The organism is Mycobacterium sp. NGS62, assembly GCF_059812285.1.
This window is the reverse complement of record NZ_JCALCK010000011.1, coordinates 21,461-46,649: the sequence shown is the minus strand read 5'-3', so window position 1 is coordinate 46,649 and position 25,189 is coordinate 21,461. Positions and strand designations below refer to the sequence as shown.

17 protein-coding genes are annotated in these 25,189 nt (G+C 66.7%); 4 read left to right on the top strand and 13 right to left on the bottom strand.

Features of this window, described 5'->3' with window-relative positions; genetic code table 11:
- The first annotated feature begins 192 nt into the window (after nt 1-192).
- Nucleotides 193-1,131, top strand: a complete 939-nt coding sequence (locus AC5Y49_RS20260) for a methionyl-tRNA formyltransferase (RefSeq protein ID WP_499890369.1) — start codon at nt 193-195, stop codon at nt 1,129-1,131.
- The gene (locus AC5Y49_RS20255; RefSeq protein ID WP_499890367.1) at nt 1,128-8,807 is read left to right on the top strand and encodes an amino acid adenylation domain-containing protein; all 7,680 of its coding nucleotides are present in this window, start codon (nt 1,128-1,130) and stop codon (nt 8,805-8,807) included. The genes AC5Y49_RS20260 and AC5Y49_RS20255 overlap by 4 nt, the downstream gene beginning before the upstream one ends.
- Before the next feature lie 15 nt (nt 8,808-8,822).
- On the opposite strand, the gene whiA is transcribed toward AC5Y49_RS20255, so the two are convergent.
- The 8 genes from whiA to AC5Y49_RS20215 all read right to left on the bottom strand — a co-directional run bounded on the left by whiA (nt 8,823) and on the right by AC5Y49_RS20215 (nt 16,774).
- A complete protein-coding gene (gene whiA, locus AC5Y49_RS20250; protein ID WP_082969301.1) occupies nt 8,823-9,800 on the bottom strand; it encodes a DNA-binding protein WhiA in 978 nt (325 codons plus the stop codon).
- Nucleotides 9,797-10,852: a uridine diphosphate-N-acetylglucosamine-binding protein YvcK gene (yvcK, locus tag AC5Y49_RS20245; RefSeq protein ID WP_499890365.1), complete on the bottom strand. Its 1,056-nt coding sequence runs from the start codon at nt 10,850-10,852 to the stop codon at nt 9,797-9,799. The genes whiA and yvcK overlap by 4 nt, the downstream gene beginning before the upstream one ends.
- A 49-nt stretch (nt 10,853-10,901) precedes the next feature.
- Complete coding sequence (gene rapZ, locus AC5Y49_RS20240) at nt 10,902-11,810, bottom strand: RNase adapter RapZ (protein WP_499890536.1); 909 nt, start codon at nt 11,808-11,810, stop codon at nt 10,902-10,904.
- 11 nt (nt 11,811-11,821) lie between these two features.
- Nucleotides 11,822-13,765, bottom strand: coding sequence for an excinuclease ABC subunit UvrC (gene uvrC, locus AC5Y49_RS20235; protein ID WP_499890363.1), 1,944 nt, complete (start codon nt 13,763-13,765; stop codon nt 11,822-11,824).
- 47 nt (nt 13,766-13,812) lie between these two features.
- Nucleotides 13,813-14,277, bottom strand: coding sequence for a PH domain-containing protein (locus tag AC5Y49_RS20230; protein ID WP_499890359.1), 465 nt, complete (start codon nt 14,275-14,277; stop codon nt 13,813-13,815).
- Nucleotides 14,274-14,756 (bottom strand): 6,7-dimethyl-8-ribityllumazine synthase, encoded by a 483-nt coding sequence (gene ribH / locus AC5Y49_RS20225; protein WP_499890357.1) that lies wholly within the window; start codon nt 14,754-14,756, stop codon nt 14,274-14,276. The genes AC5Y49_RS20230 and ribH overlap by 4 nt, the downstream gene beginning before the upstream one ends.
- A gap of 48 nt (nt 14,757-14,804) precedes the next feature.
- A complete protein-coding gene (locus AC5Y49_RS20220; RefSeq protein ID WP_499890356.1) occupies nt 14,805-16,082 on the bottom strand; it encodes a bifunctional 3,4-dihydroxy-2-butanone-4-phosphate synthase/GTP cyclohydrolase II in 1,278 nt (425 codons plus the stop codon).
- A 92-nt stretch (nt 16,083-16,174) separates the two neighbouring features.
- Nucleotides 16,175-16,774 (bottom strand): riboflavin synthase, encoded by a 600-nt coding sequence (locus AC5Y49_RS20215; RefSeq protein WP_499890354.1) that lies wholly within the window; start codon nt 16,772-16,774, stop codon nt 16,175-16,177.
- Nucleotides 16,775-16,844: 70 nt separating this feature from the next.
- Between AC5Y49_RS20215 and AC5Y49_RS20210 the strand changes: the two genes are divergently transcribed.
- Both AC5Y49_RS20210 and AC5Y49_RS20205 read left to right on the top strand, forming a co-directional pair.
- Nucleotides 16,845-17,546, top strand: coding sequence for an LppX_LprAFG lipoprotein (locus tag AC5Y49_RS20210; protein WP_499890353.1), 702 nt, complete (start codon nt 16,845-16,847; stop codon nt 17,544-17,546).
- Nucleotides 17,547-17,550: 4 nt separating this feature from the next.
- A complete protein-coding gene (locus AC5Y49_RS20205) occupies nt 17,551-19,089 on the top strand; it encodes an MFS transporter (protein WP_499890351.1) in 1,539 nt (512 codons plus the stop codon).
- Here AC5Y49_RS20205 and ribD read toward each other — a convergent pair.
- The 5 genes from ribD to AC5Y49_RS20180 all read right to left on the bottom strand — a co-directional run bounded on the left by ribD (nt 19,086) and on the right by AC5Y49_RS20180 (nt 25,175).
- Complete coding sequence (ribD, locus tag AC5Y49_RS20200) at nt 19,086-20,105, bottom strand: bifunctional diaminohydroxyphosphoribosylaminopyrimidine deaminase/5-amino-6-(5-phosphoribosylamino)uracil reductase RibD (protein ID WP_499890349.1); 1,020 nt, start codon at nt 20,103-20,105, stop codon at nt 19,086-19,088. The two genes, AC5Y49_RS20205 and ribD, sit on opposite strands and share 4 nt — an antisense overlap.
- The gene (gene rpe / locus AC5Y49_RS20195) at nt 20,102-20,791 is read right to left on the bottom strand and encodes a ribulose-phosphate 3-epimerase (RefSeq protein WP_499890347.1); all 690 of its coding nucleotides are present in this window, start codon (nt 20,789-20,791) and stop codon (nt 20,102-20,104) included. Before rpe ends, ribD begins: the two co-directional genes overlap by 4 nt.
- A gap of 10 nt (nt 20,792-20,801) precedes the next feature.
- Entirely contained in the window at nt 20,802-22,199 is a 1,398-nt protein-coding gene (locus tag AC5Y49_RS20190) for an RsmB/NOP family class I SAM-dependent RNA methyltransferase (protein ID WP_499890345.1), read from the bottom strand.
- On the bottom strand, nt 22,196-23,128 hold the full coding sequence (fmt, locus tag AC5Y49_RS20185; protein WP_499890341.1) for a methionyl-tRNA formyltransferase: 933 nt from the start codon (nt 23,126-23,128) through the stop codon (nt 22,196-22,198). Before fmt ends, AC5Y49_RS20190 begins: the two co-directional genes overlap by 4 nt.
- 91 nt (nt 23,129-23,219) lie before the next feature.
- Nucleotides 23,220-25,175, bottom strand: a complete 1,956-nt coding sequence (locus AC5Y49_RS20180; RefSeq protein WP_499890339.1) for an aconitate hydratase — start codon at nt 25,173-25,175, stop codon at nt 23,220-23,222.
- Nucleotides 25,176-25,189: the final 14 nt, after the last annotated feature.

Here is a 25,189-nt window from a genome sequence, read left to right as displayed (position 1 = left end):
ACCGGGTGCCATCGCCCACCCGCTCAGCCGAGATCCTCGAGCGTGGCCGGCCTGGCGGTGCACGACGCGCAACCCGCCGAAATTGGCCCCCCCGTCAAACTTAGGCAAGGCTAACGTAAGCTCCTCGGCGGATGGGCGGCGCTCGAGAACGCGGATAGCCCTGGCTGACGGTGAAGAGTTAGGGGCTTGCTGATGCGCATCGTGTTTTTCGGCTTTCAGGCCTGGGGCTATAAGACCCTGCAGGCGCTGATCGATCTGGATCACGACGTCGTACTCGCCGTCACCCATCCGACGAGCGAAGAGTGTTACAAGGCGATCTGGTCGGCGCCGGTCGACGAACTCGCGCGCGAGCACGGGATCCCGGTGCATCTTGCTGAGCGGATTGACGCCGAGACCATCGACTTGGTCAAGCGCAGCGAGCCGGACGTGATCGTCGTCAACAGCTGGTACTACCGGATGCCCGTCGAGCTCTATGACCTCCCGCCGCACGGAACTCTGAATTTGCACGATTCGCTGCTGCCGAAGTTCACCGGGTTCTCCCCTGTCCTGTGGGCGTTGATTAGTGGCGAGTCCGAATTCGGGCTGACCGTGCACCGGATGGACGACGGCCTGGACACCGGGGACATCCTGGTACAGCATTCGTTACCGATCCGTCCCACCGACACGGGCACCGAGTTGGTACTGCGAGGCATGGACCTCATTCCTGGTGCGCTGGCCGAAGCGCTGGATCGGTTGGAATCCGGCACCGCGGATTGGCGACCCCAGAACAAAGCCGAACGAACGTACTGCCACAAGCGTTCGGAGCGCGACAGTTTGATCGACTGGACCTGGCCCGCCGAAGATCTCGGTCGGTTCGTCCTTGCGTTGTCCGACCCCTATCCTCGCGCGTTCACCTATTACCGCGGTGAACGGATCGAAGTCATCGAGGCACGTGTTTCCGAGGCGCGGTACGGCGGTACCCCGGGCCGGGTGATCGTGCAGGAGGAAGGCGGCGCAGTTGTCTGCGGCCCCAACGCATATCGGGGCGACAATACCGGTCTGGTGATCACTCGTATTCGAACCGCGGACGGCGTCGAGCACCGCGGCGATCAATACTTTCGGCGCGGAGGCTACCTGGACAGCCACGCATGACTGTGGCCGCCGCAACGCTGGGGCTGACTCGGGCGCAACTGGACATCTGGCTTGCCCAGCAGACTGGTCGCTTTGCTGCGAAATGGCAGCTGGGCGTGCTGGTTCGGCTCGAGGGCGCGATCGACCCTGTCTTGCTCGAGCGGGCGGTCCGGCAGGTGGTGAGCGAGGCCGAGCCGCTCAGGGCTGCTTTTTGCGAAGTGAATGGGCAAGTTTTCCAACAGCTAGTCGAGTACCCGGACATTGAGCTTGCTCGCTATGACCTGCTGGAGTCGCGGGACCCCGCCCACGATGCCCATCGCATAGCGGCATCGATCCAACGCACCCCCATGCCGCTCGATGGCCCGCTGTTCAGGTTTGCGCTGTTGCAGACGCGAGTAGACGAATCGTATCTATTCGTGTGCGGCCACCACATCGTGATAGACGGAATGGGCATTGCGGCCGTCTGTCATCGGATCGCTACCGTCTATTCCGCGATCGCGACAGGGGAATCCGTTCCCCCTGCGATTTTTGGGTCGCTGCGTGAACTCATCGAGTGTGAAGCAGAATATGAAGCGTCCACCGATTATCTTGATGACCAGGCTTATTGGACGGCAAACCTTCCGCAGGAACGCGGGTCACGTCATCAATTGGCGCATGCCGCGGACAGGCGCGATCCTGGCGACTCGGCGGCGCTGGCGCAGATAGACCCGTTCGTCGTGGCCGAGATCCGCACGTTCTCAACCGCATTGGGAGTGCGTCGAGCATCGGTGATCACTGCAGCGTGCGCGCTGCTGGTGCACGGATGCGACGTTGAGGGTACGGAGGTAGTGCTCGATTTTCCAGTAAGCAGACGTGTGCGTCCGGCGGCGCAGACGGTGCCCGGAATGGTTTCCGGAGTAGTGCCGCTGGTGTTGAAGGCTTCACCGGGTTCGGCGGTTGCCGATTTTTGTCGCCATGTCGACACGCGCATGCGAGAAGCGGTGCAGCACCAGCGGTTCCCGGTGCACTTTCTCGAGAAGAAGGCGGGTCTTCGCAACTCCAACGAGGCCCCGAACAGGGTCATTGTCAATTTCATTCCGACGACCCGGGTAGCAGACTTTGCGGACGCTGCCGGATCGGGTGTCGTGACCCATTCTGGGTTCGAGGAGCAGCTTGAGTTGTGGTTCATCCGGGCCGATGAGCAGCTCTTTCTCAGGATGGCCGGCCCAGGCCAATTGTTCTCCGATCGCGACGCCAGCGAATTAGTTCAGCGGTTGGAGCGCATGTTGATGGCGATGACCGCCGATCCGGGTCGATCGCTGTCGTCGCTGGATCTGCTGGACCCCACTGAGCATGCCCGGCTGGATGATTGGGGCAACCGGGCGACATCGGGCGGTCCGGCAGCCGCGCCGGTGTCGATCCCGGGCTTGTTCACCGAACACGTCGAGCGCGCACCAGAGGCGGTGGCGCTGACAGCCCAGGGCGGTTCACTGACGTACCGGGAACTCGACGAGGCGGCCAATCGGTTAGCGCACCTGTTGGTTTCCCATGGCGCGGGCCGGGGCGAGCGGGTGGCACTGATGTTTTCCCGCTCCGCCGAGGCGATCATCGCGATCTTGGCGGTGCTCAAGACCGGGGCGGCTTACGTGCCGATCGACCCGGCGGTGCCACGGGCGCGGATTGAGTTCATGGTTGCCGACGCGGCGCCGATCGCAGCGCTGACCACAGCCGAATTTGCCGGTCGGCTGGATGGGCACGATCTGGTGGTCATCGATGTCGACGACCCTGCTACCGACAGCCAATCCGACACGGCGCCAGCCGCGCCCACCGCCGAGGACATCGCCTACCTCATCTACACCTCGGGCACTACTGGCGTGCCCAAGGGGGTGGCCGTGCCTCATCACAATGTGATCCGGCTGCTGGAGGCGCTGGACGGCGGGCTGAAGCCGTCGCCCGGCCAAGTATGGACACAAAGCCATTCCTTGGCGTTCGACTTCTCGGTGTGGGAAATCTGGGGGGCACTGCTGCGCGGTGGGCGGCTGGTAGTCGTGCCCGAATCGGTCACGCGCTCACCCGAAGAGTTCCACGCATTGCTGGTCGCCGAACAGGTCAGCGTGTTAAGCCAGACCCCGTCGGCGTTCTATGCGTTGCAGGCAGCCGATGCACTGGAACCGAAGCTGAGACAACAGCTCAAGCTCCAGACGGTGATATTCGGCGGCGAGGCACTGGAACCGTCGCGGCTTGCGGCGTGGTTTAACCACCACCCGCAACAACCGCGCCTGATCAACATGTACGGGATCACCGAGACGACGGTGCATGCCTCGTTCCGGGAAATTCTTCCCGTCGATGTCGACAGCACTGCCAGCCCGATCGGCGGGCCGTTGGCCCATCTTGGCTTCTTTGTGCTGGACGGGTGGTTGCGGCCGGTGCCCGCCGGCGTGGTCGGCGAGTTGTACGTGGCCGGTGCCGGCGCGGCCTACGGCTATTTCGGCCGTCCAGGATTGACGGCGTCTCGATTTGTGGCGTGCCCGTTCTCCGACGAAAGCTTTGCGGGACAACGGATGTACCGCACGGGGGATCTGATGTGGTGGGGCGCCGATGGGCAGCTGCGGTATGTGGGGCGCGCCGATGCGCAGGTCAAGATCCGCGGGTATCGCATCGAACTCGGGGATGTCCAGGCGGCGTTGTGCGGGTTGGACGGCGTGCAGCAAGCGGTGGTGACCGTCCGCGAGGACCACCCCGGCGATAAGCGCCTGGTGGCTTACACGGTCGGGGCCGTCGACCCCGGCGGGCTGCGCACCCAACTGGCGGATCGGTTGCCGCCCTACATGGTTCCCGCTGCCGTGGTGGCGATCGACGCGCTGCCGCTGACGATCAACGGCAAACTGGACACCCGTGCGCTGCCGGCACCGGAGTATCAGGATGGCGATAGGTACCGGGCCCCGGCCAGCACCGTCGAAGAACTCCTGACCGGGATCTACGCCCAGGTGCTCGGCGCGGAACGCGTCGGAGTGGATGATTCGTTTTTCGACCTCGGCGGGGATTCGTTGTCGGCGATGCGAGTGATCGCCGCGATCAACGCCAGCCTGGGAACCGGCCTTTCGGTGCGGACGGTTTTCGAGGCGCCCACGGTGGCGCAGCTGGCACCTCATGTCGGTACCGAGGCGGGTGGGGTGCAGCCGTTGGTGGCCGGTGAGCGGCCTTCGGTGATTCCGTTGTCGTTTGCCCAGAGCGGATTGTGGTTCCTGGATCAGCTGCAAGGGCCGTCGCCGACGTACAACATGGCGGCGGCGTTCCGGCTGTGCGGTCGCCTCGATGGCGACGCGTTGGGTGCGGCGATCGGCGATGTGGTGGGCCGCCATGAGAGCTTGCGCACCTCGTTTACGGCGGCCGACGGGGTTCCCCAGCAGCTGGTGATGCCCGCCGAGCAGGCCAACTTCGGCTGGCAGATCGTCGACGGCACCGGATGGTCGGCGGTCCAGCTGGACGAGGCCATTGACGCCGCGGCACGGCACAGCTTTGACCTGACAGCCGAGATCCCTTTGCGGGCAGCACTTTTCCGCGTCGCCGATGATGACCATGTCCTGGTGGCTGCGGTGCACCACATCGCCGGCGACGGCTGGTCGATCACCCCGCTGATGCGTGATCTGGGTATGGCCTATGCCAGCCGATGCGCGGGACGGGCACCCGATTGGGCCGACCTTCCGGTGCAGTATGTCGACTACACGCTGTGGCAGCGGGCCCACCTTGGTGATCTCGACGACGTCGACAGCCCCATCGCCGCCCAGCTGGCCTATTGGGAGGACGCCCTGGCCGGGATGCCCGAGCGCCTCGTGCTGCCCACCGATCGGCCCTACCCGCCGGTCGCCGATTACCGCGGCGCCAGGATCGCGGTGGAGTGGTCGGCGCAGTTGCAGCAGCAGGTCGCCCGGGTGGCCCGCGAAAACGACGCGACCAGCTTCATGGTCATTCAGGCCGCCCTGGCCGTGTTGCTGTCCAAGTTCAGCGCCAGCAGCGATGTGGCCTTCGGGTTCCCGATCGCCGGTCGCCGCCATCCCGCGCTCGATGAGCTGGTGGGCTACTTCGTCAACGCCTTGGTGCTGCGGGTCGATCTGGCCGGTGACCCGACCGTCGCCGAGGTACTCGCCCAGGTGCGACAGCGCAGCCTGGCCGCCTACGAGCACCAAGACGTGCCCTTTGAGGTACTCGTTGAACGGCTTAACCCCATCCGAAGCCTGAGCCATCACCCCCTGATCCAGGTGGCATTGGCCTGGCAGAACTTCGCCTGGCAGCATGACGGCCCAGCGGCCGGGTTGGCCCTGGGAGACGTGCAGGTCACTCCCATGCCGGTGGACACTCACACCGCCCGCACGGACCTATCCATTTCCCTGGGGGAACGCTGGACCGAGGCCGGTGAGCCCGACGGGATTTGGGGAGGCGTGGAATTCCGTACCGACGTGTTCGATGCGGAACGCATCGAGGGGCTGATCGAACGGCTACAGCGGGTGGTGCGGGCCATGACCGCCGATCCCGCCCAACGGCTTTCGTCGATCGACGTGCTCGACGCCGGTGAGCATGCCCACCTGGATGAGATCGGCAACCGAGCGGCGTTGACCCAGCCCGCGCCGACGCCGGTGTCGATTCCGGCGTTGTGGGCCGCCCAAGTCGCGCGCACGCCCGAGGCGGTGGCGGTGACCTGTGCGGGCCGCTCACTCAGCTATCGCGAGGTTGACGAGTCCGCTAACCGGTTGGCGCATCTGCTGGCCGGGCAGGGCGCTGGCCCGGGTGAGTCTGTGGCGCTGATGTTTCCACGGTCCGCCGAGGCGATCACCGCGATCTTGGCGGTGCTCAAGACCGGGGCGGCCTATCTGCCGATCGATCCGGCGGTGCCGCGGGAGCGGCTCGGGTTCATGGTTGCCGATGCGGCGCCGATCGCCGCGATCACCACCAGCCGGTTGGGCGACCTGTTCGACGGGTGCGACCTGCGGGTCGTCGACGTGAACGACCCCGCTCTTGACGGGCAACCCAGCACCGCGCTACCGGCGCCGCGCCCCGACGACATCGCGCACATCATCTACACCTCCGGCACTACCGGTACGCCCAAGGGTGTGGCGGTCACCCACCACAACGTCACCCAACTGATCGAGTCGTTGGATACCGCCCTACTTGCGCCGGGACAGGTAGGGACGCAGTGGTATTCGTATGCCTTCGACGCCTCCATTGAAGAGATCTGGGGTGCACTGTTCCACGGTGGACGGCTGCTGGTAGTGCCCGAGTCGGTGGCGGCCGCACCGGAAGACTTCCAGGCCTTACTGGCTGCGGAGAAGGTCGATGTCGTGCATCAGACCCCCTCTGCGGTGGGGGCGCTTTCCCCTGAGGGCTTGGAATCCGCCGCGCTGATCGTGGCCGCCGAGCCCTGTCAGACGGAACTGGTCGACCGGTGGGCGCCCGGCCGGGTCATGAACAATGCCTACGGACCGACCGAGACCACGCTGTGCGTGACGGTCAGTGCGCCGTTGAAGCCTGGGGGCGGGGTGCCGATCGGCGCGCCCGTCGCAGGGGCGGCGCTGTTCGTGCTGGACAACCGGCTCCACCCGGTGCCCGCCGGGGTGGTTGGTGAGTTGTATGTGGCCGGCCGCGGGCTCGGCGCGGGCTATGTGCGCCGAGCGGCGTTGACCGCGTCGCGGTTTGTGGCCTGCCCGTTCGGCACTACCGGGGCGCCCGGCATCCGGATGTATCGCACCGGTGACCTCGTGCGCTGGCGCAGCGATGGGCAGCTGGACTATGTGGGGCGCATCGATGAACAGGTCAAAATTCGCGGGTACCGCATCGAACTCGGTGAAGTCTCCGCAGCCCTGGCCGAACTGGACGGCGTCGAGCAGGCGGTGGTCATCGCCCGCGAAGACCGCCCCGGCGACAAACGCCTGGTGGGCTACGTCATCGAGTCGATGCCGGGATCGGTGGACCTGCCCAGCGCGCGCGCGAAGCTGGCCAACCGGCTACCGGCCTACATGGTCCCCGCCGCGGTCGTGGTGGTGTCGGCGCTGCCACTCACGCTCAACGGGAAACTCGACACCCGCGCGCTGCCGGCGCCTGACTACCAGGGCGCCAATCAATACCGCGCGCCGGCCAACGCCATCGAGGAGATCCTGGCCGGCATCTACGGTCAGGTCCTGGGACTCGAGCGGGTCGGAGCCGACGACTCATTCTTCGACCTGGGCGGCGATTCACTTTCTGCGATACGCGTAATCGCCGCGGTCAACACATCTTTGGACCTCAGCCTTACGGTCCGCGCCCTGTTCGACGCGCCGACCGTGAGCGGCTTGAGTCAACAGTTGGACAGCCAGGCCACCGATCCCCGCTTTGTGGCCGTGCACGGTCACGACACCACCGCGGTGCACGCCGCCGACCTCACGCTGGACAAGTTCATCGACGCTGCGACGCTGGCGGCCGCTCCGACCCTGCCGGGCCCCAGCACCGAGGTGCGGACGGTCCTGTTGACCGGGGCGACCGGCTTCCTAGGGCGCCACCTGGTGTTGGACTGGCTCGAGCAGCTCGAGCTGACCGATGGCACGCTGATTTGCCTGGTGCGGGCCAAGTCCGACGACGATGCGTGGCAACGGTTGGAAAAAACCTTCGCCGGTGGAGAGTTCGACGGTGACCCGCAAGTGCTGCAGCGCTTCCGAGAACTGTCCGCCGATCATCTGCAGGTCATCGCCGGCGACAAGGGCGAAGCCAACCTAGGTCTGGACCAGGAGACCTGGCAGCGGCTCGCTGACACCGTCGATCTGATCGTCGATCCCGCAGCCGTGGTCAACGCCGTCCTGCCCTACAGTGCACTGTTCGGGCCCAACGTCGTCGGCACTGCCGAGCTGATCCGTATCGCGCTCACCACGAAACTCAAGCTCTACACCTACGTTTCGAGTGCCAACGTGGGCCACCAAATCGAGCCGTCGGCGTTCACCGAAGATGCCGACATTCGGGTCATCAGCCCCACCCGCGCAATCGACGACCGGTTGGCCAACGGCTGCAACAGCAAGTGGGCCAGCGAGGTGCTGCTGCGTGAGGCCAACGACCTGTGCGGGCTGCCCGTCGCGGTGTTCCGCTGCGACGTGATCCTGGCCGACGCCACCTACGCCGGCCAGCTCAACATGACGGACATGTTCACCCGGGGAATGTTGAGCCTGGTGGCCGCCGGGATCGCGCCCCGGTCGTTCTACCAGCTCGACTCCGACGGCAAGCGGCAACGCGCCCACTTCGACGGGCTGCCAGTCACATTCGTCGCCGAGGCGATCGCCACGCTGGGCGCCCAAGTGGCCAGTTCGTCTCTAACGGGCTATCAGACCTATCACGTGGTGAATCCGCACGACGACGGCATCGGGCTCGATGAGTACGTGGACTGGCTGATCGAGGCCGGCTACCCGATCCAGCGCATCGATGACTTTGCGGAGTGGTTACAGCGGTTCGAGACCGCGCTGCGCGCCCTGCCGAATCGACAGCGCCGGCATTCGGTGCTGCAGATGCTGCTGTTGCGCGGTTCCCATCAATGGCAGCCCCTGGATCCGCCGAACGGCTCCTACGCGCCCGCCGAGCGGTTCCGGGCTGCGGTGCAAGAAGCCAAAATTGGCCCCGACAAGAACGATCCGGACATCCCGCACATCTCGGCGCCGATCATCGTCAAATACGCCACCGACTTACAATTGCTCGGGCTGCTCTAAAGGGCGTAGTTTGGGTTAGGCGTCTTCCAGCAGGTCCGCAGTCACCGCCGACTCGGTGTCCGGGATGCCGTCCTGTTTGGCCTTTCGGTCAGCCATCGACAGCAACCGTCGAATGCGCCCCGCCACAGCATCTTTCGTCATTACCGGATCGGCCAGCCGACCCAGCTCCTCGAGTGAGGCCTGCCGGTGTTCGACGCGCAGCTTGCCCGCCGCGGCCAGATGGTCGGGCACGCTGTCACCGAGAATCTCCAGCGCCCGCTCCACCCGGGCGGCCGCAGCCACCGCCGCACGCGCCGAGCGCCGCAAATTGGCGTCATCGAAGTTAGCCAGCCGGTTAGCCGTCGCCCGCACCTCGCGGCGCATCCGGCGTTCCTCCCATACCAGCCGGGTGTCCTGGGCGCCCATCCGGGTCAGCAAGGCGCCGATCGCCTCGCCGTCGCGAACCACGACTCGATCGGCCCCCCGTACCTCGCGGGCCTTCGCACTGACACCGAGCCGGCGCGCCGCGCCCACCAGCGCCAGCGCGGCCTCCGGGCCAGGGCAGCTGACCTCCAGCGCCGACGAGCGCCCCGGCTCGGTCAGCGAGCCGTGCGCCAGGAAGGCCCCGCGCCAGGCTGCCTCCGCGTCGGCGACGCTGCCACCGACGACCTGCGCGGGCAGGCCCCGCACTGGGCGTCCCCGCAGATCCAGCAGTCCGGTTTGGCGGGCCAGCGCCTCGCCGTCGTTGGCGACCCGCAGCACATATCGGGTTTGCTTGCGAATCCCACTGGCGGACAACATATGCACGATCGCGTTGTAGCCATACAAGTCGAAGATGTCCTTGCGCAGCCGCCGGGCGATGCTGCCCAGGTCAACCTCGGCTTCGACCACTACCCGGCCCGCCACGATGTGCAGTCCACCCGCGAACCGCAGCAAGGAGGTGACCTCGGCCCGCCGCGCGCTCACCGAGCTCACCACCAGCCGGCTCAACTCGTCTTTGACTTCGGCCGTCATTGCCACCCGTCGTCACCTCTCGGTCCGTCTGCGCCGGTCTTTCGACCTTTACCTTCAATCGACATGGAAGCCGTCACTGACGGCGCTGCTGGGCCGGTGTCGCGCACCCCCACCCCTTCCAGCGCGGCGGCCAGCTTGCCGGGGTCATGTAAAGGTGTACCAGGCCGGGCCACGTCGGCGAACTGAACCTGCGCCTGCAGCAGCGTCGCGGTGCGGCGCAGCTGGTCACGCTCCCGCTCACTGGGCACCCGCTCCGCGTCGATGATGATGTCGTGGACGGTGAAGTCCGGGGCGTGCTGGGCAAGGACGTGCAGATGGCGCTCCACCGAGAAGCCCGCCGTCTCCCCTGGCTCGGCGACCAGGTTGAGGACCAGCGCCCGGCGGGCGGTGGTGGCCTGCAGCGCCGCGGCCAGCCCCGGCACCAGCACATGCGGGATCACGCTGGTAAACCACGACCCCGGGCCCAACACCACCAAATCGGCGCTCATGATCGCATCGATGGCCTGCCGGGTGGCCGGCGGGTCGCCCGGCAGCAGTCGTACCCGCCGCACCTTGCCGGGAGTGGTCGCGATCGCCACCTGGCCGCGGATCAGCCGGAACATCCGCGGGTCGGCTTCCAGGCCGGAGACGTCGGCCTCGATCTGCAGCGCGATCGGACACATCGGCAACACCCGGCCCCGGACACCGAGAATGCGGCCCAGTTCGTCGAGCGCGGCGACCGGGTCGGCCAACACCTCGGACAGGCCTGCGACCAGCAGGTTGCCGATCGGATGCCCGGCCAGGGCGCCGCTGCCGCCGAACCGGTGCTGCAGGATGGTCGCCCACAGCTGGCCGTGCGGGCTGTCGGATGCCAACGCCGCCAACGCCATTCGCAGATCGCCGGGTGGCACAACATCCAGTTCGCTACGCAGCCGGCCCGACGACCCGCCGTCGTCGGCAACGGTGACCACCGCGGTGACGTGCGGCGTCAGGCGGCGGGCCGCCGAGAGCGTCGCATACAGCCCGTGACCACCGCCGAGGGCGACAATGCTGGGACTGGTGCTTGTGCTCATTCGCGCCGCTCCTCCTCATCGCTTCGCTCTGCATCGTCGCCGGCGGTGCTCATTCGCGACCTAGATCCCGGTGCAGCACCCGCACCGACAGTCGAGTGTTGGGCTCGAGCAGCCCCGCCAACGCTTCGGCGATGGCCACACTGCGATGCTTGCCGCCGGTGCAGCCGATGGCGACGGTCATGTAGCGCTTCCCCTCCCTGCGGTACCCGTCGACAACCAGGGACAGCAACCGATGGTAGGTCTCCAGGAACTCCGCCGCGCCACTCTGGCCGAGCACGTAGTCACGAACCGCCGGATGCTGGCCGGTATGCGGGCGCAATTCGTCGACCCAATGCGGGTTGGGCAGGAAACGCACGTCCATCACCATGTCGGCGTCCATCGGCAGCCCGTACTTGAAGCCGAAGGACTCGACGGTGACGCTGGTGTGGGCGACGGCCTCGGTGCCGAATGCGCGTTCGATGCTTTCCCGCAGCGCCCGCACCGACAATGTCGAGGTGTCGATGATCAGGTCGGCGCTCGCGCGCACCGGCGCCAGCATCTCGCGCTCGGCGGCGATTCCCTCGGCCAATGTCTGCTGGCCCTGCAAGGGATGGCTGCGGCGGTTCTGCTCGTAGCGGCGTACCAGCATGTCGTCGGAAGCTTCCATGAACAGCACCCGCGGAGTGATGTTGCGGGTGGCCAGATCGGTGCGCACCCAGTCCAGGTCTCCGGTGAACCCGCGGGACCGCACGTCCATCACCACCGCGAGCTGGGTGATGCGCGACCCGGCCGCCAGCCCGAAATCCACCATCCGGGTGATCAGCTGCGGCGGCAGGTTGTCGGCGACATACCAGCCGAGGTCCTCGAGCACCTTTGCCGCGGTGCCGCGTCCCGCACCCGACAGCCCGGTCACCAAAACCACATCAATTCCGGATTCGGTTGTGCCGCTGGCATTATCGGGCTTGCGCACCAACTCCATTCCGTCGCCTGTCATCCCGAAGCCTGTTCAGCGATCTGGTCTCCGCCGCGCAGCGCTGCGAGTACCGCGGTCGCGGTCGCCACACCGATGCCCGGGACCGCGATGATCTCCTCGATGGTGGCCTCCTTGAGCCGGGCCACCGACCCGAAATGGGTGACCAGCGCCTTGCGGCGATGCTCGCCGAGCCCGGGCACCGCGTCCAGCGCCGATGCGGTCATCCGTTTGGATCGTTTGCTGCGGTGATAGGTGATCGCGAACCGATGCGCCTCGTCGCGGACCCGCTGCAGCAAATACAAGCCCTCGCTGTTGCGGGGCATGATGATCGGGTCCGGTTCCGAAGGCACCCACACCTCTTCGAGGCGCTTGGCCAGCCCGATCACCGCGACATCAGTGATGCCGAGGTCATCGAGCACTGCGCTGGCCGCGTTGACCTGCGGCGCGCCGCCGTCCACGACATAGAGGTTGGGCGGGTAGGCAAACTTTCGCGACTTCCCTTCCGGGGCAAGGGTGTTCGCGTCCTGCAGGTGACGAGCGAAGCGGCGCCTGGTCACTTCGGCGATCGAGGCGACGTCGTCGGAGCGGCCGCGGCCGGCGGCTTCCCGGATGGCGAAGTGACGGTAATCCGACTTGCGCGGCAACCCGTCCTCGAATACCACCAGCGAACCCACCACGTCGGTGCCCTGCACGTGGCTGATGTCGACGCATTCGATCCGCAGCGGTGCGTCCGCCAAGCCAAGCGCTTCCTGAATATTCTGCAGCGCAGCCGATCTGGCGGTGAAGTCGCCGGCCCGCCTCAGCTTGTGTTGCTGCAACGCCTCTTTGGCGTTTCGCTGCACCGTCTCGGCCAGCGCCCGCTTGTCGCCGCGGCGCGGCACCCGAAGTTTCACCCGCGACCCGCGCAGTTGCGAAAGCCAGCTGGCCAGCTCGTCGGCGTTGGGCGGCAGACAGGGCACCAGGACTTCGCGGGGTACCGGGTTGGTGGATTCGTCGGCGGCGCCATCGAGCTCGGCCTGGTCGGCGTAGAACTGGGTCAGGAACTGCTCGACAAGCCGCGCTTCTCCCGAATCACCGGGGTCGCCGGGCTTTTCGACGATCCAGCCGCGCTGGCCGCGGACCCGCCCGCCACGGACGTGAAATACCTGGACTGCGGCTTCCAGGTCGTCGTCGGCGAACGCCACCACGTCGGCGTCCGTACCGTCACCGAGCACCACGGCCTGCTTTTCCAGCGCCCGTTTCAACGCGGAGAGATCATCACGCAGCCGCGCGGCCCGCTCGAAGTCGAGTTGCTCGGCGGCCGCGTTCATCTGCTGTTCGAGGGTCCGCGCGTACCGGTCGGTCTTGCCGGACAGAAAGTCGCAGAAATCCAGCACGATCTGGCGATGCTGCTCGGCGCTGACCCGGCCGATGCACGGCGCCGAACACTTGTCGATATAGCCGAGCAGACACGGCCGGTCGATTTGCTTGTGACGCTTGAACACTCCGGCCGAACAGGTGCGCGCCGGGAACACCCGGGTCAGCAGGTCCAGGGTTTCCCGGATGGCCCAGGCATGCGAGTACGGTCCGAAATAGCGCACGCCCTTGCGCCTTGGGCCGCGGTAGACCATCAGCCGCGGGAATTCCTCGTTGAGCGTGACCGCGAGCACCGGGTAGGACTTGTCGTCGCGGTAGCGGACGTTGAATCGCGGGTCGAACTCCTTGATCCAGTTGTATTCCAGCTGCAGCGCCTCGACCTCGGTGTTGACCACCGTCCACTCGACCTTGGCCGCGGTGGTCACCATCTGTCGGGTCCGCGGGTGCAGGCCGGCGACGTCGGCGAAATACGATGTCAGCCGGCTGCGCAGGCTCTTGGCTTTGCCAACGTAGATCACTCGGCCGTACTGGTCCCGGAATCGGTAGACGCCCGGCTCGACCGGGATGGACCCGGGCGCGGGGCGATACGTCGCGGGATCTGGCACGTTTACAGGCTAGTCGGCGCTCAGGGGAGTCGAATGTGAAGTTGGGTTCACGCTCGCGGAGGTTGATAGCGCGCCACCAGCGCCCGCACGGCGTCCATGGCGTCCACCGCGCGGTCCTTGTCGACGGCCTGGATCGCCATCAACGGGATGTACTCATCGTCGGGCAGGTCAACCCGCGCCCAGCGGGCACCGGCGGGAAACGACACCCCGACCACGTCAGACCAGGGAACCAGTCGGTCGCCGAACAAGTTGCGTACCGACAGCCCGGGCTTGCCCACCCGCAACCGTGGGCGGGTGAACAGCAGCGCCAGGCCGGCGAGGATCAGGCCCAGCACCACGAACGCCACCTGGTCGGCGGTCTGGAAGATCACTCCGCTGGACTTGATTTTCAGCAAAAAACCGACGGCGATGTGCGCCGCGGCGATCACGAAGGCCGCGGCATAGGCGAAATACGGCGTCAGGTGCGGACGTACCACGACATCCCAATCGGACCGGCCGGACTCCGCGGTCACGACTTTGCGCGCAGGTCGCGCAGGGTCAATGCGGTGCTCAGCGCGGCCGCCGTCGCCTGAGCCCCCTTGTCCTCGGCCGACGTCGGCAATCCCGCCCGGTCCAGGGCCTGCTCTTCGGTGTTGGTGGTCAGCACGCCATTGGCGACCGGCGTGGAAGCGTCCAGCGAGACCCGGGTCAGCCCCTGCGTCACCGCGTCACAGACATAGTCGAAATGCGGTGTGGCACCGCGAATCACCACCCCCAGCGCGACGACGGCGTCATGCTCGCGCGTCAGCGCCTGAGCCACCACCGGGATCTCGATTGCGCCGAGGACCCGCACAACCGTCGGGGTTTCGATCCCCCAATCACCGGCGACTTTGCAGGCACCGGCCAGCAGCGCGTCACAGATCGTGGTGTGCCAGGTGCTGGCTACGATCGCCAGCCGCACGCCGGACGCGTCGAGCGCCGGCATTTCCGGCACACCGGCGCCTCCACTCATATTGCGCCGCTCCTCCTCATCGCTTCGCTCTGCATCGTCGCCGGCGCGTCATAGAGCTCCCCCGAATTCGCCTGGCAGATGGACGGATTCGTGGTAATCCTCCAGGCCGACCAGGTCGTGGCCCATCCGGTCACGTTTGGTCATCAGATACCGAATGTTTTCGGCGTTGGCCCGCACCGGCAGCGGCACCCGCTCGATGATGTGCAGCCCATAGCCGTCGAGGCCGACCCGTTTGGCGGGATTGTTGGTCAGCAACCGCATCGAACGAACTCCGAGATCGACCAGGATCTGCGCTCCGATGCCGTAATCGCGTGCGTCTGCCGGTAATCCGAGTTTGAGGTTGGCGTCGACGGTGTCGTCGCCGGCGTCTTGCAGCTGATAGGCCTGCAGTTTGTGCATCAGGCCGATACCGCGCCCCTCGTGACCACGCATGTAGAGGACCACCCCGCGGCCCTCCCGCGCGACCATCGCCATCGCGGCGTCGAGTTGCGGGCCGCAGTCGCAGCGGCGCGACCCGAACACGTCGCCGGTCAGACATTCCGAGTGCACCCGCACCAGCACGTCATGCCCGTCGTAGTTGGGACCGGCGACCTCACCGCGAACCAGCGCCACATGTTCGACGTCTTCGTAAATGCTGGTGTAGCCGACCGCCCGGAATTCGCCGTGCCGGGTGGGGATGCGGGCCTCGGCGACCCGCTCGATGTGCTTTTCGTGCTTGCGCCGGTACTCGATCAAGTCGGCGATGGCGATCAGCGCCAGACCGTGCTCGTCGGCGAAGACCCGCAGCTCATCGGTCTGCGCCATCGCACCCTCGTCTTTTTGGCTGACGATCTCGCAGATCGCACCGGCCGGCTGCAATCCGGCCAACCGCGCCAAGTCCACAGCGGCTTCGGTGTGACCGGGCCGGCGCAACACTCCACCGTCTTTGGCGCGCAACGGAACCACATGCCCGGGCCGGGTGAAATCGTCGGCGATACTTGCCGGCTGAGCAAGTAGCCGCATCGTGGTCGCCCGATCGGAAGCCGAGATACCGGTACCCACACCATTTTTCGCATCGACAGTAACGGTGTAGGCAGTGCCGTGTTTGTCTTGGTTCACCGCATACATCGGCAACAGCCCGAGCCGGTCGCAGATCGCGCCGTCCAGCGGTACGCACAAATACCCGGACGTGTAACGCACCATGAACGCGACGAGTTCGGGGGTGGCCTTTTCGGCGGCGAAGATCAGGTCGCCTTCGTTTTCGCGATCCTCGTCGTCGATGACGACAACGGCCTTGCCGGCCGCGATGTCGGCAACCGCCCGTTCGACGGAGTCCAACCTCGTCATCTGTGCCACCCTGGTCTGTTCCCGGCAGGGAACGCAGTCCGAATTGTTGTATTCAGTATGAACCACGGGGGTTGCGCTGGTATTGCGGTGGCTTACTGAGCGGGACGGTTGAGCAGGCGTTCGACATACTTCGCGATCACATCGACCTCGAGATTGACCGACGTCCCCACCGCAGCACGGCCCAACGTGGTCAGTTCCAATGTGGTCGGGATGAGCGACACCTCAAACCAGTCCTCACCGACCCCGGAGACGGTCAGCGAGATGCCGTCGACGGTGATAGAGCCCTTTTCCACGACGTAGCGGGCCAACGCCGTGGGCAACTCGATCCGCACGACTTCCCAGCGTTCGGCCGGGTTGCGCGCCAGGATCTGGCCGGTGCCGTCGACGTGGCCCTGCACGATATGCCCGCCCAGTCTGCTGGCCAGCGCCGCGGCACGTTCCAGGTTGACCGGGCTGCCGGCGGCAAGCGCGCCCAGGCTGGAGCGGTCCAGCGTCTCACCCATCACATCGGCGGTGAACTGACCGCCGGCCAGCACCTCGACCACCGTCAGACACACCCCATTGACGGCGATCGAGTCGCCGTGACCGGCGTCGGCGGTGACCACCGGACCGTGAATGGTGAAGCGCGCCGAATCACCCAGGTCGTCCTTGGCGATCACTTCGCCCAATTCCTCGATGATCCCGGTGAACACCGCCTCAGGCTAGTGACTCGCTCGCCCTCGCGCGACGCCGCTGCCAATGCCACCCTCTACGATGCAACCTATGCAGACGCGTCGTCGACTACTCGTTGTCCTTGCCGCCGTCAGCCTGGCCGCCGCTCTGGTCGCCGGCTGCTCGTCGTCCTCCAAAAAGAACACCGCCCCGCTACCGGATGCGGCGAACCTGGTCAAGCAGTCCAGCCAGACCACCAAGAAGGTCAAAAGCGTGCATCTGGTGCTGTCGGTCACCGGGAAAATCAAAGGGCTGCCGATCAAGACGCTGTCTGGCGACCTGACCACCGACCCCACCGCTGCGAAAGGGCACACCACGATCACGTTTTCGGGGTCCGACATCGACGCCGATTTCGTGGTCTACGACGGCACGCTGTATGCGGCAATGACACCCAATAAATGGAGCGACTTCGGCCCGGCCGCCGATATCTACGACGTGTCCACGATCCTGAATCCCGAGGATGGTCTGGCCAACGTGCTGGACAATTTCACCGACGCCAAAGCCGAAGGCCGCGAGAACATCAACGGGCAGGACACGGTTCGCATCACCGGAAAAGTCTCCGGCGAGGCGCTGCATCGGCTGGTGCCGACGGTGAATGAGACCCAATCCCTGCCGGCGACGGTTTGGATCCAGGAGAACGGCGACCACCAGTTGGTGCAGGCCAAATTGGATCCGAGTGCGGGTAACTCGATCCAGATGACCTTGTCCAACTGGGGTGCGCCGGTCCAGATCACCAAGCCACCGGTGAGCTGAGCTAATGCAGGCTGGACGCAAAGTCGCGATCAGCGCCGGCAGCCTCGCGGTGCTGCTCGGTGCCCTCGACACCTATGTCGTGGTCACGATCATGCGCGACATCATCACCACGATCCACATCCCGATCAACCAGCTGCAGCGGATCACCCCGATCATCACCTGGTACCTGCTGGGCTACATCGCGGCGATGCCGCTGCTGGGCCGGGCCTCCGACCGGTTCGGGCGCAAACTCATGCTGCAGGTCAGCTTGGCTGTGTTCGCCGTCGGCTCGGTGGTCACCGCGCTGTCCGGCGGCCTGGACATGTTGGTGGTTGGTCGCGTCATCCAGGGTCTGGCCGCCGGTGCGCTGCTGCCGGTGACGCTTGCCCTGGGCGCCGACTTGTGGTCGCAGCGCAACCGTGCCGGTGTGCTCGGCGGGATCGGCGCCGCGCAAGAGCTCGGCAGCGTGCTGGGTCCGCTATACGGGATCTTCATCGTCTGGCTGACCAGCCGCTGGCAGGACGTGTTCTGGATCAACGTGCCGCTGGCCGCCGCCGCGATGCTGATGATTCACTTCAGCTTGCCGTCGCGGGGCCGCAGCACTGAGCCGGAAAAGATCGACCTGGTCGGTGGGGTGTTGCTGGCGATCGCGTTGGGGTTGGCAGTCGTCGGGCTCTATAACCCGACCCCCAACGGGCACGAGGTGCTGCCGAGCTACGGGCCGCCGCTGGTCATCGCCGCAATCGGCGTGGCCGTGGTGTTCGCCGTCTGGGAACGCTTCTCCCGGACCAGATTGATCGACCCCGCGGGTGTGCGCTTCCGGCCTTTCCTGGCCGCGCTGGGCGCCTCGGTGGCCGCCGGCGCAGCGTTGATGGTGACGCTGGTCGACGTGGAGTTGTTCGCCCAGGGTGTGCTCGGCAAGGACCAGGACGAGGCAGCGTTGATGCTGCTCTGGTTCCTGGCCGCCCTGCCGATCGGCGCACTGACAGGCGGGTGGATCGCCACCAGAATCGGCGATCGGCTGATGACGTTCATCGGGCTGCTCATTGCGGCCGGCGGCTACTGGCTGACGTCGAAGTGGACGATCGACCTGTTGTCGCAGCGCCACGACATCCTGGGCTTGTTCAGCCTGCCCGCAATGGACACCGACCTGGTGATCGCCGGGCTGGGGCTGGGCCTGGTGATCGGGCCACTGACCTCGGGCAGCCTGCGGGTGGTGCCGTCGGCGCAGCACGGCATCGCCTCGGCGCTGGTGGTGGTGGCCCGGATGACCGGGATGCTGATCGGGGTGGCTGCGCTCAGCGCCTGGGGTTTCTACCGGTTCAACCAGATCATCGCAGCCAAATCGGCAGCAGTTCCGGACAACGCCAGCCTCGCGGTTCGGCTGGCCCTGCAAGGCCAGCTCTATCGGGAATCGTTCGCCGAGATGTACGGCGGGATCTTCACCGTCACGGCGGTCGTCTGCGTGGTAGGGGCGCTGCTGGGTCTATTGCTGTCCAGCCGGCGGGTGCACACCGAAGAGCCGGAGCAGCCCGAGCGCGAAGCGGTCGCACCGAAGGTTTAACGCGGCACCAGGCTGAGCACCAGATCGGGCCCGACCCGTTCGGTGCCGTCGAAGCGCCAGCGCAGTGCCCGCGCGATACTGGGTACTCCGACGTCGTCGACCGCGGTGATCGGCCCGCCGAGCAGGATCGGCGCCACGTAGGCCAGGATCCGGTCGATTGCCCCGGCCCGTAAAAATGCACCCGCCAGCGTCGGCCCACCCTCCAGCAGCACGTCGGTGCGATCCGACAGCGCTTTGAGCACCTCGGCCGGGTCGTGGGTGCGGATCACCATGGTCCGCGAGTCGTCGTTGAGAACCTTTGCTTCGGAATGGATTTCACGCTTTCCCACCACGACGCGCAGCGGTTGGCGATCGGCCAGACTGCCGTCGGCGAGCCGGGCCGTCAACGCCGGGTCGTCGGCGAGCACCGTGCCGGTGCCCACCACGATCGCGTCGGCGGCTGCCCGGCGGCGATGCACGTCGGCGCGGGCCGCTTCGCTGGTGATCCACTGGCTGGAGCCGTCGGCGGCCGCGCTGCGCCCGTCGATGCTGGTGGCGTATTTCCATGTCACATGAGGCAGGCCGGTTCGTTGCTTGTGCAGCCACTCCCGCAGCGGACCGGCGATCACCAGATCGGCCTGCACATCGGTGACGACGTGCACCCCGGCGGCCGCCAACCGCGCGGCACCGCCGGCCGCGATCGGATTCGGGTCCGCAACCGCATACACCACCGACGCGATACCGGCGTCGAGCAGCGCATCCACGCAGGGCGACGTTTTCCCGTGGTGATTGCACGGCTCCAAGGTGACCACCGCGGTACCGCCCCCAGCCAAACTGCCGGCCCGCCGTAGCGCCACTACTTCGGCATGCGCGCTGCCGGTCGGTCCGGTGCCGCCCACCCCGACCACCCGGCCCTCGCGGTCCAGGATGACCGCGCCGACCGGCGGATTCGGATAGGTTGCGCCCTTGACCAGGTCCGCATGCTCGACCGCCAGGCGCATGGCGCCGTCGTGGTCGATGGCCGCCGCAGTACTCATCGGCGCAGATGCGGTGACGCGGCGCCGGCCCGTCGCCGCAGCGCCTCGACCGCCTCGCCCGGGTCGTCGGCGTTGTAGACGGCCGATCCGGCGACGAAGCAGTCGACACCAGCCTCGGCGGCCTGCTCGATGGTGTCGGCGTTGATGCCGCCGTCGATCTCCACCAGGATGGTCAGCTCGCCGGAGTCCACCATTTTGCGCACCGTGCGCACTTTGCTCAACACCTCGGGGATGAACTCCTGGCCACCGAAGCCGGGCTCAACCGACATCACCAGAAACGTGTCGAAATCCTTGAGGATGTCCAGATAGGGCTCCAGCGGCGTGCCCGGTTTGATGCTCAGCCCAGCCTTGGCGCCGGCCGCCCGGATGTCGCGGGCCACGCCGACGGGGTTGTCGGTGGCCTCGGCATGGAAGGTGACGTTGTAGGCGCCGGCTTCGGCGTAGGGCGGCGCCCACCGGTCCGGGTTCTCGATCATCAGATGGCAATCCATCGGAATATCGCTGGCCTGCAGGAGGCTTTCCACCACCGGCAGACCGATGGTCAGGTTCGGCACGAAATGCGCGTCCATCACGTCGACATGCAGCCAATCGGCGCCGGATACCACAGCGGCTTCGTCGGCAAGACGGGCGAAATCGGCGGCCAGGATCGACGGCGCGATCAGGGGCCGATCGGTGTTGGCGGGCATGGGGATCAGCCTACTGTGGGCCTACTTGCAGAGCGGCGGCGAACATGGCGTCGGTGCCGTGCCGGTGCGGCCACAGCTGAACATAGGGACCCTCCCCCAAATCGGCGACCGGCTCGAACAGTGGCCGGGTGTCCAGCGCACGCACCGGGTGGCGGCGCAGCGCGTCGGCGACGACACCGACGGTTTCGGACAGATGCGGAGAGCAGGTGGCATACAGCACCACCCCGCCGGGCCGGGTCAGTGCGATTGCGGCCGTGAGCAATTCACGTTGCAGCCGCGTCAGCGCCGGAATATCACTGGGCTGCCGCCGCCAGCGGGCCTCGGGCCGGCGCCGCAGCGCGCCCAGCCCGGTGCAGGGCACGTCGACCAGCACCCGATCGAAGCCCGGCTCCAGGCCGGTTTCGCGCCCGTCGGCCCGCAGCACGTCGACCGGTAGACCGCGGGTATTCGCCGCTACCAGGTCGGCGCGATGCGGTGCCGGCTCCACCGCAGTGACCCGGGCGCCGCGTCCGGCGCCCACAGCGGCCAACAGTGCGGTCTTGCCGCCGGGCCCGGCGCACAGGTCCAACCAGCGGCCCGCGTCGTCGGTCACCGGTGCCAGTGTCAACGCGCGGGCCACCAACTGGCTGCCCTCGTCCTGGACCAGCGCTTGGCCGTCGCGCACCGCGGGTAGCTCTCCCGGGTCGCCGGCCGGCAGGTAGACCGCATACGGCGAATACCGGCCGACGGTGCCAGTCACCGCATCGGCCAGCTCGGAGGCCGTCATGGTCCCGGGCCGCGCCGCCAGATGCACCTGCGGGCGCTCGTCGTCGCTGGCCAACACGGCGTCGAGTTCGCCGGCAGCGGCGCCCAATGCGTCGGCGAAAGCCTGGGCGATCCAGCGGGGGTGGGCATGGACGAAGGCGGCATGCCCGACAGGGTCGGTCGCCGGGTCGGGCGCCAGCTCCTCGACCCAGGACCGCTCGTCGCGGGCGCTGACGGTTCTCAGCACACCGTTGACGAATCCTGCACGCGCCGAGTCGAATTCGATCGCTGCCTGCTCGACGGTGGTGGACACCGCGGCGTGGGCTTCCACCCTGGTGCGCAGTAATTGGTACGTGCCGAGCCGCAGCAGATCGAGCAGCACCGGGTCGATCGCGTCGGGCGACCGCCCGGCGGCCGCGCCAATGACGGCGTCGAGCAGACCGCGGGTGCGGCTGGTGCCGTAGGTGAGTTCGGTGGCGAAAGCGGCGTCACGCCCGGTGATCTGACGTTCACGCAGCAGCGCGGGCAACGCCAGGTTGGGGTAGGCGTCGCGCTCAGTGACGGCTCGCAGCACGTCGAACGCGGCCTTCCGGGCGGGGTCCAGCGGCCGGCGCCGCGGTGGCCGTCGGCCTGGTTGGCTGCGGCGCGACTTGGCCGGCGTCATGAGGCGCGCGCCGCGGAGTCCAGCCGGGCGCCGCGAGCCCAATCGACAGCCTTCATGAACTTCTTTCCCGGCGGCTGGATTTCACCGAGTTGCACCGGCTGCGAGCCGGTCCCGACCTGCACCACATGGCGACCGACCTGAATCTGCCCGGGCTGCAGGAGCTCTGACGTCTCGGTGTCGACGCGGACCGGTCCGAGCTTGACCCGCAAGCCTCCGATCAACGTCCACGCGCCGGGATGGGGTGTGACGGCGCGGATGCGACGCTCGACGACCTGGGCCGGCAGATCCCAGCGCACCCGGGCTTCGTCGACGGTGATCTTCGGTGCGACGCTGACCCCGTCGGCCGACTGCGGCACCGGGGTCAGCGCCCCGTCGGCGATGCCGTCCAGCGTCGTCTCCAGCAGAGCGGCTCCCGAAACAGCCAGCCGGTCAAGCAGATCTCCGGCAGTGTCGCCCGGCTTGATCGTCTCGGTGACGACGCCGTAGACCGGTCCGGAATCCAGACTCGGCTCGATCTGGAAGGTGGTCGCTCCGGTGATCGGGTCCCCCGCCGCCACGGCGGCCTGCACCGGCGCGGCGCCGCGCCACGCGGGCAGCAGCGAAAAATGCAGATTGACCCAGCCGTGTGGGGGCACCGCCAGCAACCCGTCACGCAGCAGCGCGCCGTAGGCCACCACCGGGCAGCAGTCCGGCGCTAATTGGGCCAGCTCAGCGACGAACTCGGGGCTGTTCGGTCGCGTCGGCCGCAGCACCGGAATGTTGCGGTCGAGCGCCAGCCGGGCCACCGGCGACGGCTGCAGATGCCCACGCCGGCCCGACGCGGCATCGGGCCGGGTGAGCACCGCGACAACCTCGTGGCGCGGGGAGTCGATGAGCCGGCACAGTGCGGGCAACGCAGGTTCGGGGGTGCCGGCGAAAACGAGGCGCACCAGATCATCCTATTGGCATTGACTCTGCGGCTACCGCGCAGAAGTGCGAGTAGCTAGCCTGGTCAGCGCAGACTCAACGCAATGCCGGCCATCAGCCTTCTTCTTCCGCCAACCGCGGAATCAGGCCACCCGCCAACACATCCTTGACCTGCCGCGGCGAAAGCCGATGCCGCACAGTGAAAGACTTGTCCTTGGTGACGTTGTCCACCTGCAGGGTGTCGCCGTCGGCCAGGGCATCGCGGACATTCTGGATGCGCAGGGTGTCGTCCTGATCGATCGTGTCGTAGTCGTCGGCGTTGTCGAACTCGAGTGCCAGGACGCCGTAATTGGCGAGGTTCTGCCAATGGATGCGCGCGAACGACTTTGCGATGACCGCCCGCAAACCCAGATAGCGCGGGGCGATCGCGGCGTGCTCCCGGGAGGAACCCTGACCGTAGTTCTCGCCACCGACAACGATGTGACCGTCCTCGCCGGCCTCCTGGGCCCGCTCCGGATAGGACTCGTCGATTTGGGTGAAACTGAACATCGCCAGTTTGGGAATGTTGGAGCGAAATGGCAGTGCCCGTGCGCCGGCCGGTGAGATTTCGTCGGTGGAGATGTTGTCCTCCACCTTGAGCAGTACCGGAGCCTCGATTTCGTCGGGCAGCGCCGAAAGTTCCGGAAGGCTGGAGATATTCGGCCCTTTGACCGGTTCGACCTTTAGGGCTTCGTCCTCCGGTAATGGCTCCACCAACATCGCGGTGTTGACCGAGCTCTGCCCGGGCAGCTCGAGCTTGGGGTAGTCCATTTTCACATCGCGTGCCCAGTCCCGCGGGTCGGTGATGACGCCGGTCAATGCGGACGCGGCGGCGGTCTCCGGCGAGCACAACCAGACCGAATCTTCTTTCGTCCCGGAACGGCCGGGGAAATTGCGTGGCATGGTGCGCAGGGAGTTGCGGCCGACGGCCGGCGCTTGGCCCATGCCGATGCAGCCCATGCATCCGCTCTGATGGATACGCGCCCCGCCGATCACCAGCTCGGCCGTCGCGCCCATTTTGGTCAGATCGGCCAGGATCTGCCGCGACGTCGGGTTGACGTCGAAGCTGACTTGCGGTGCTGTTTGGCGCCCGGCCACCATTGCGGCCGCGATCGCGAAATCGCGCAGCCCGGGGTTGGCGCTCGAGCCGATGACCACTTGCGCGATCTCCTCGCCGGCGACCTCGCGTACCGGCACCACGTTGCCCGGTGACGATGGTTTGGCGATCATCGGTTCGACCTTAGACAAATCGATGCTGTCCTCGACGTCGTAGCCGGCGTCGTCGTCGGCGAGCAGCTCTACCCAGTCGTCCTCGCGCTCTTCTGCGCGCAAGAACTCGCGGACAGCGTCGTCACTGGGGAAAACTGTTGTGGTGGCGCCGAGTTCGGCTCCCATGTTCGCAATCACGTGGCGGTCCATGGCTGTCAGGCTGGCCAGCCCCGGCCCGTAGTACTCGATGATCCGGTTCACCCCGCCCTTGACGTCATGTCGGCGCAGCATCTCCAGGATGACGTCTTTGGCCGAACACCATTCCGGCAACTCGCCTTCCAGGCGGATGCCCCACACTTCCGGCATGCGAATGTGCAGCGGTCTCCCGGTGATCGCCAGTGCGACCTCCAGCCCGCCCACCCCGATCGCCAGCATGCCCAGCGAACCGGCAGCCGGTGTGTGTGAATCCGAGCCCACCATCGTCTTGCCTGGAATCCCGAACCGCTGCATATGTGTTGGGTGCGAGACCCCGTTGCCGGGCTTGGAGAACCACAGCCCGAACCGCTGCGCGGCGGTACGCAGATATTCGTGATCTTCGGCGTTCTTCTCGTCGGTTTGCAGCAGGTTGTGGTCGACGTACTGGACACTGACCTCGGTACGGGCGCGGTCGAGTTCCAGTGCCTCGAGTTCCTGCATCACCAGCGTGCCGGTGGCATCCTGTGTCAACGTCTGGTCGATATGGATGGCGATCTCTTCGCCGGGGGACATCTCACCCGCTTCGAGGTGCGAGTCGATCAACTTCTGCGTGACATTCAGTGACATACCGGCTCCTTATC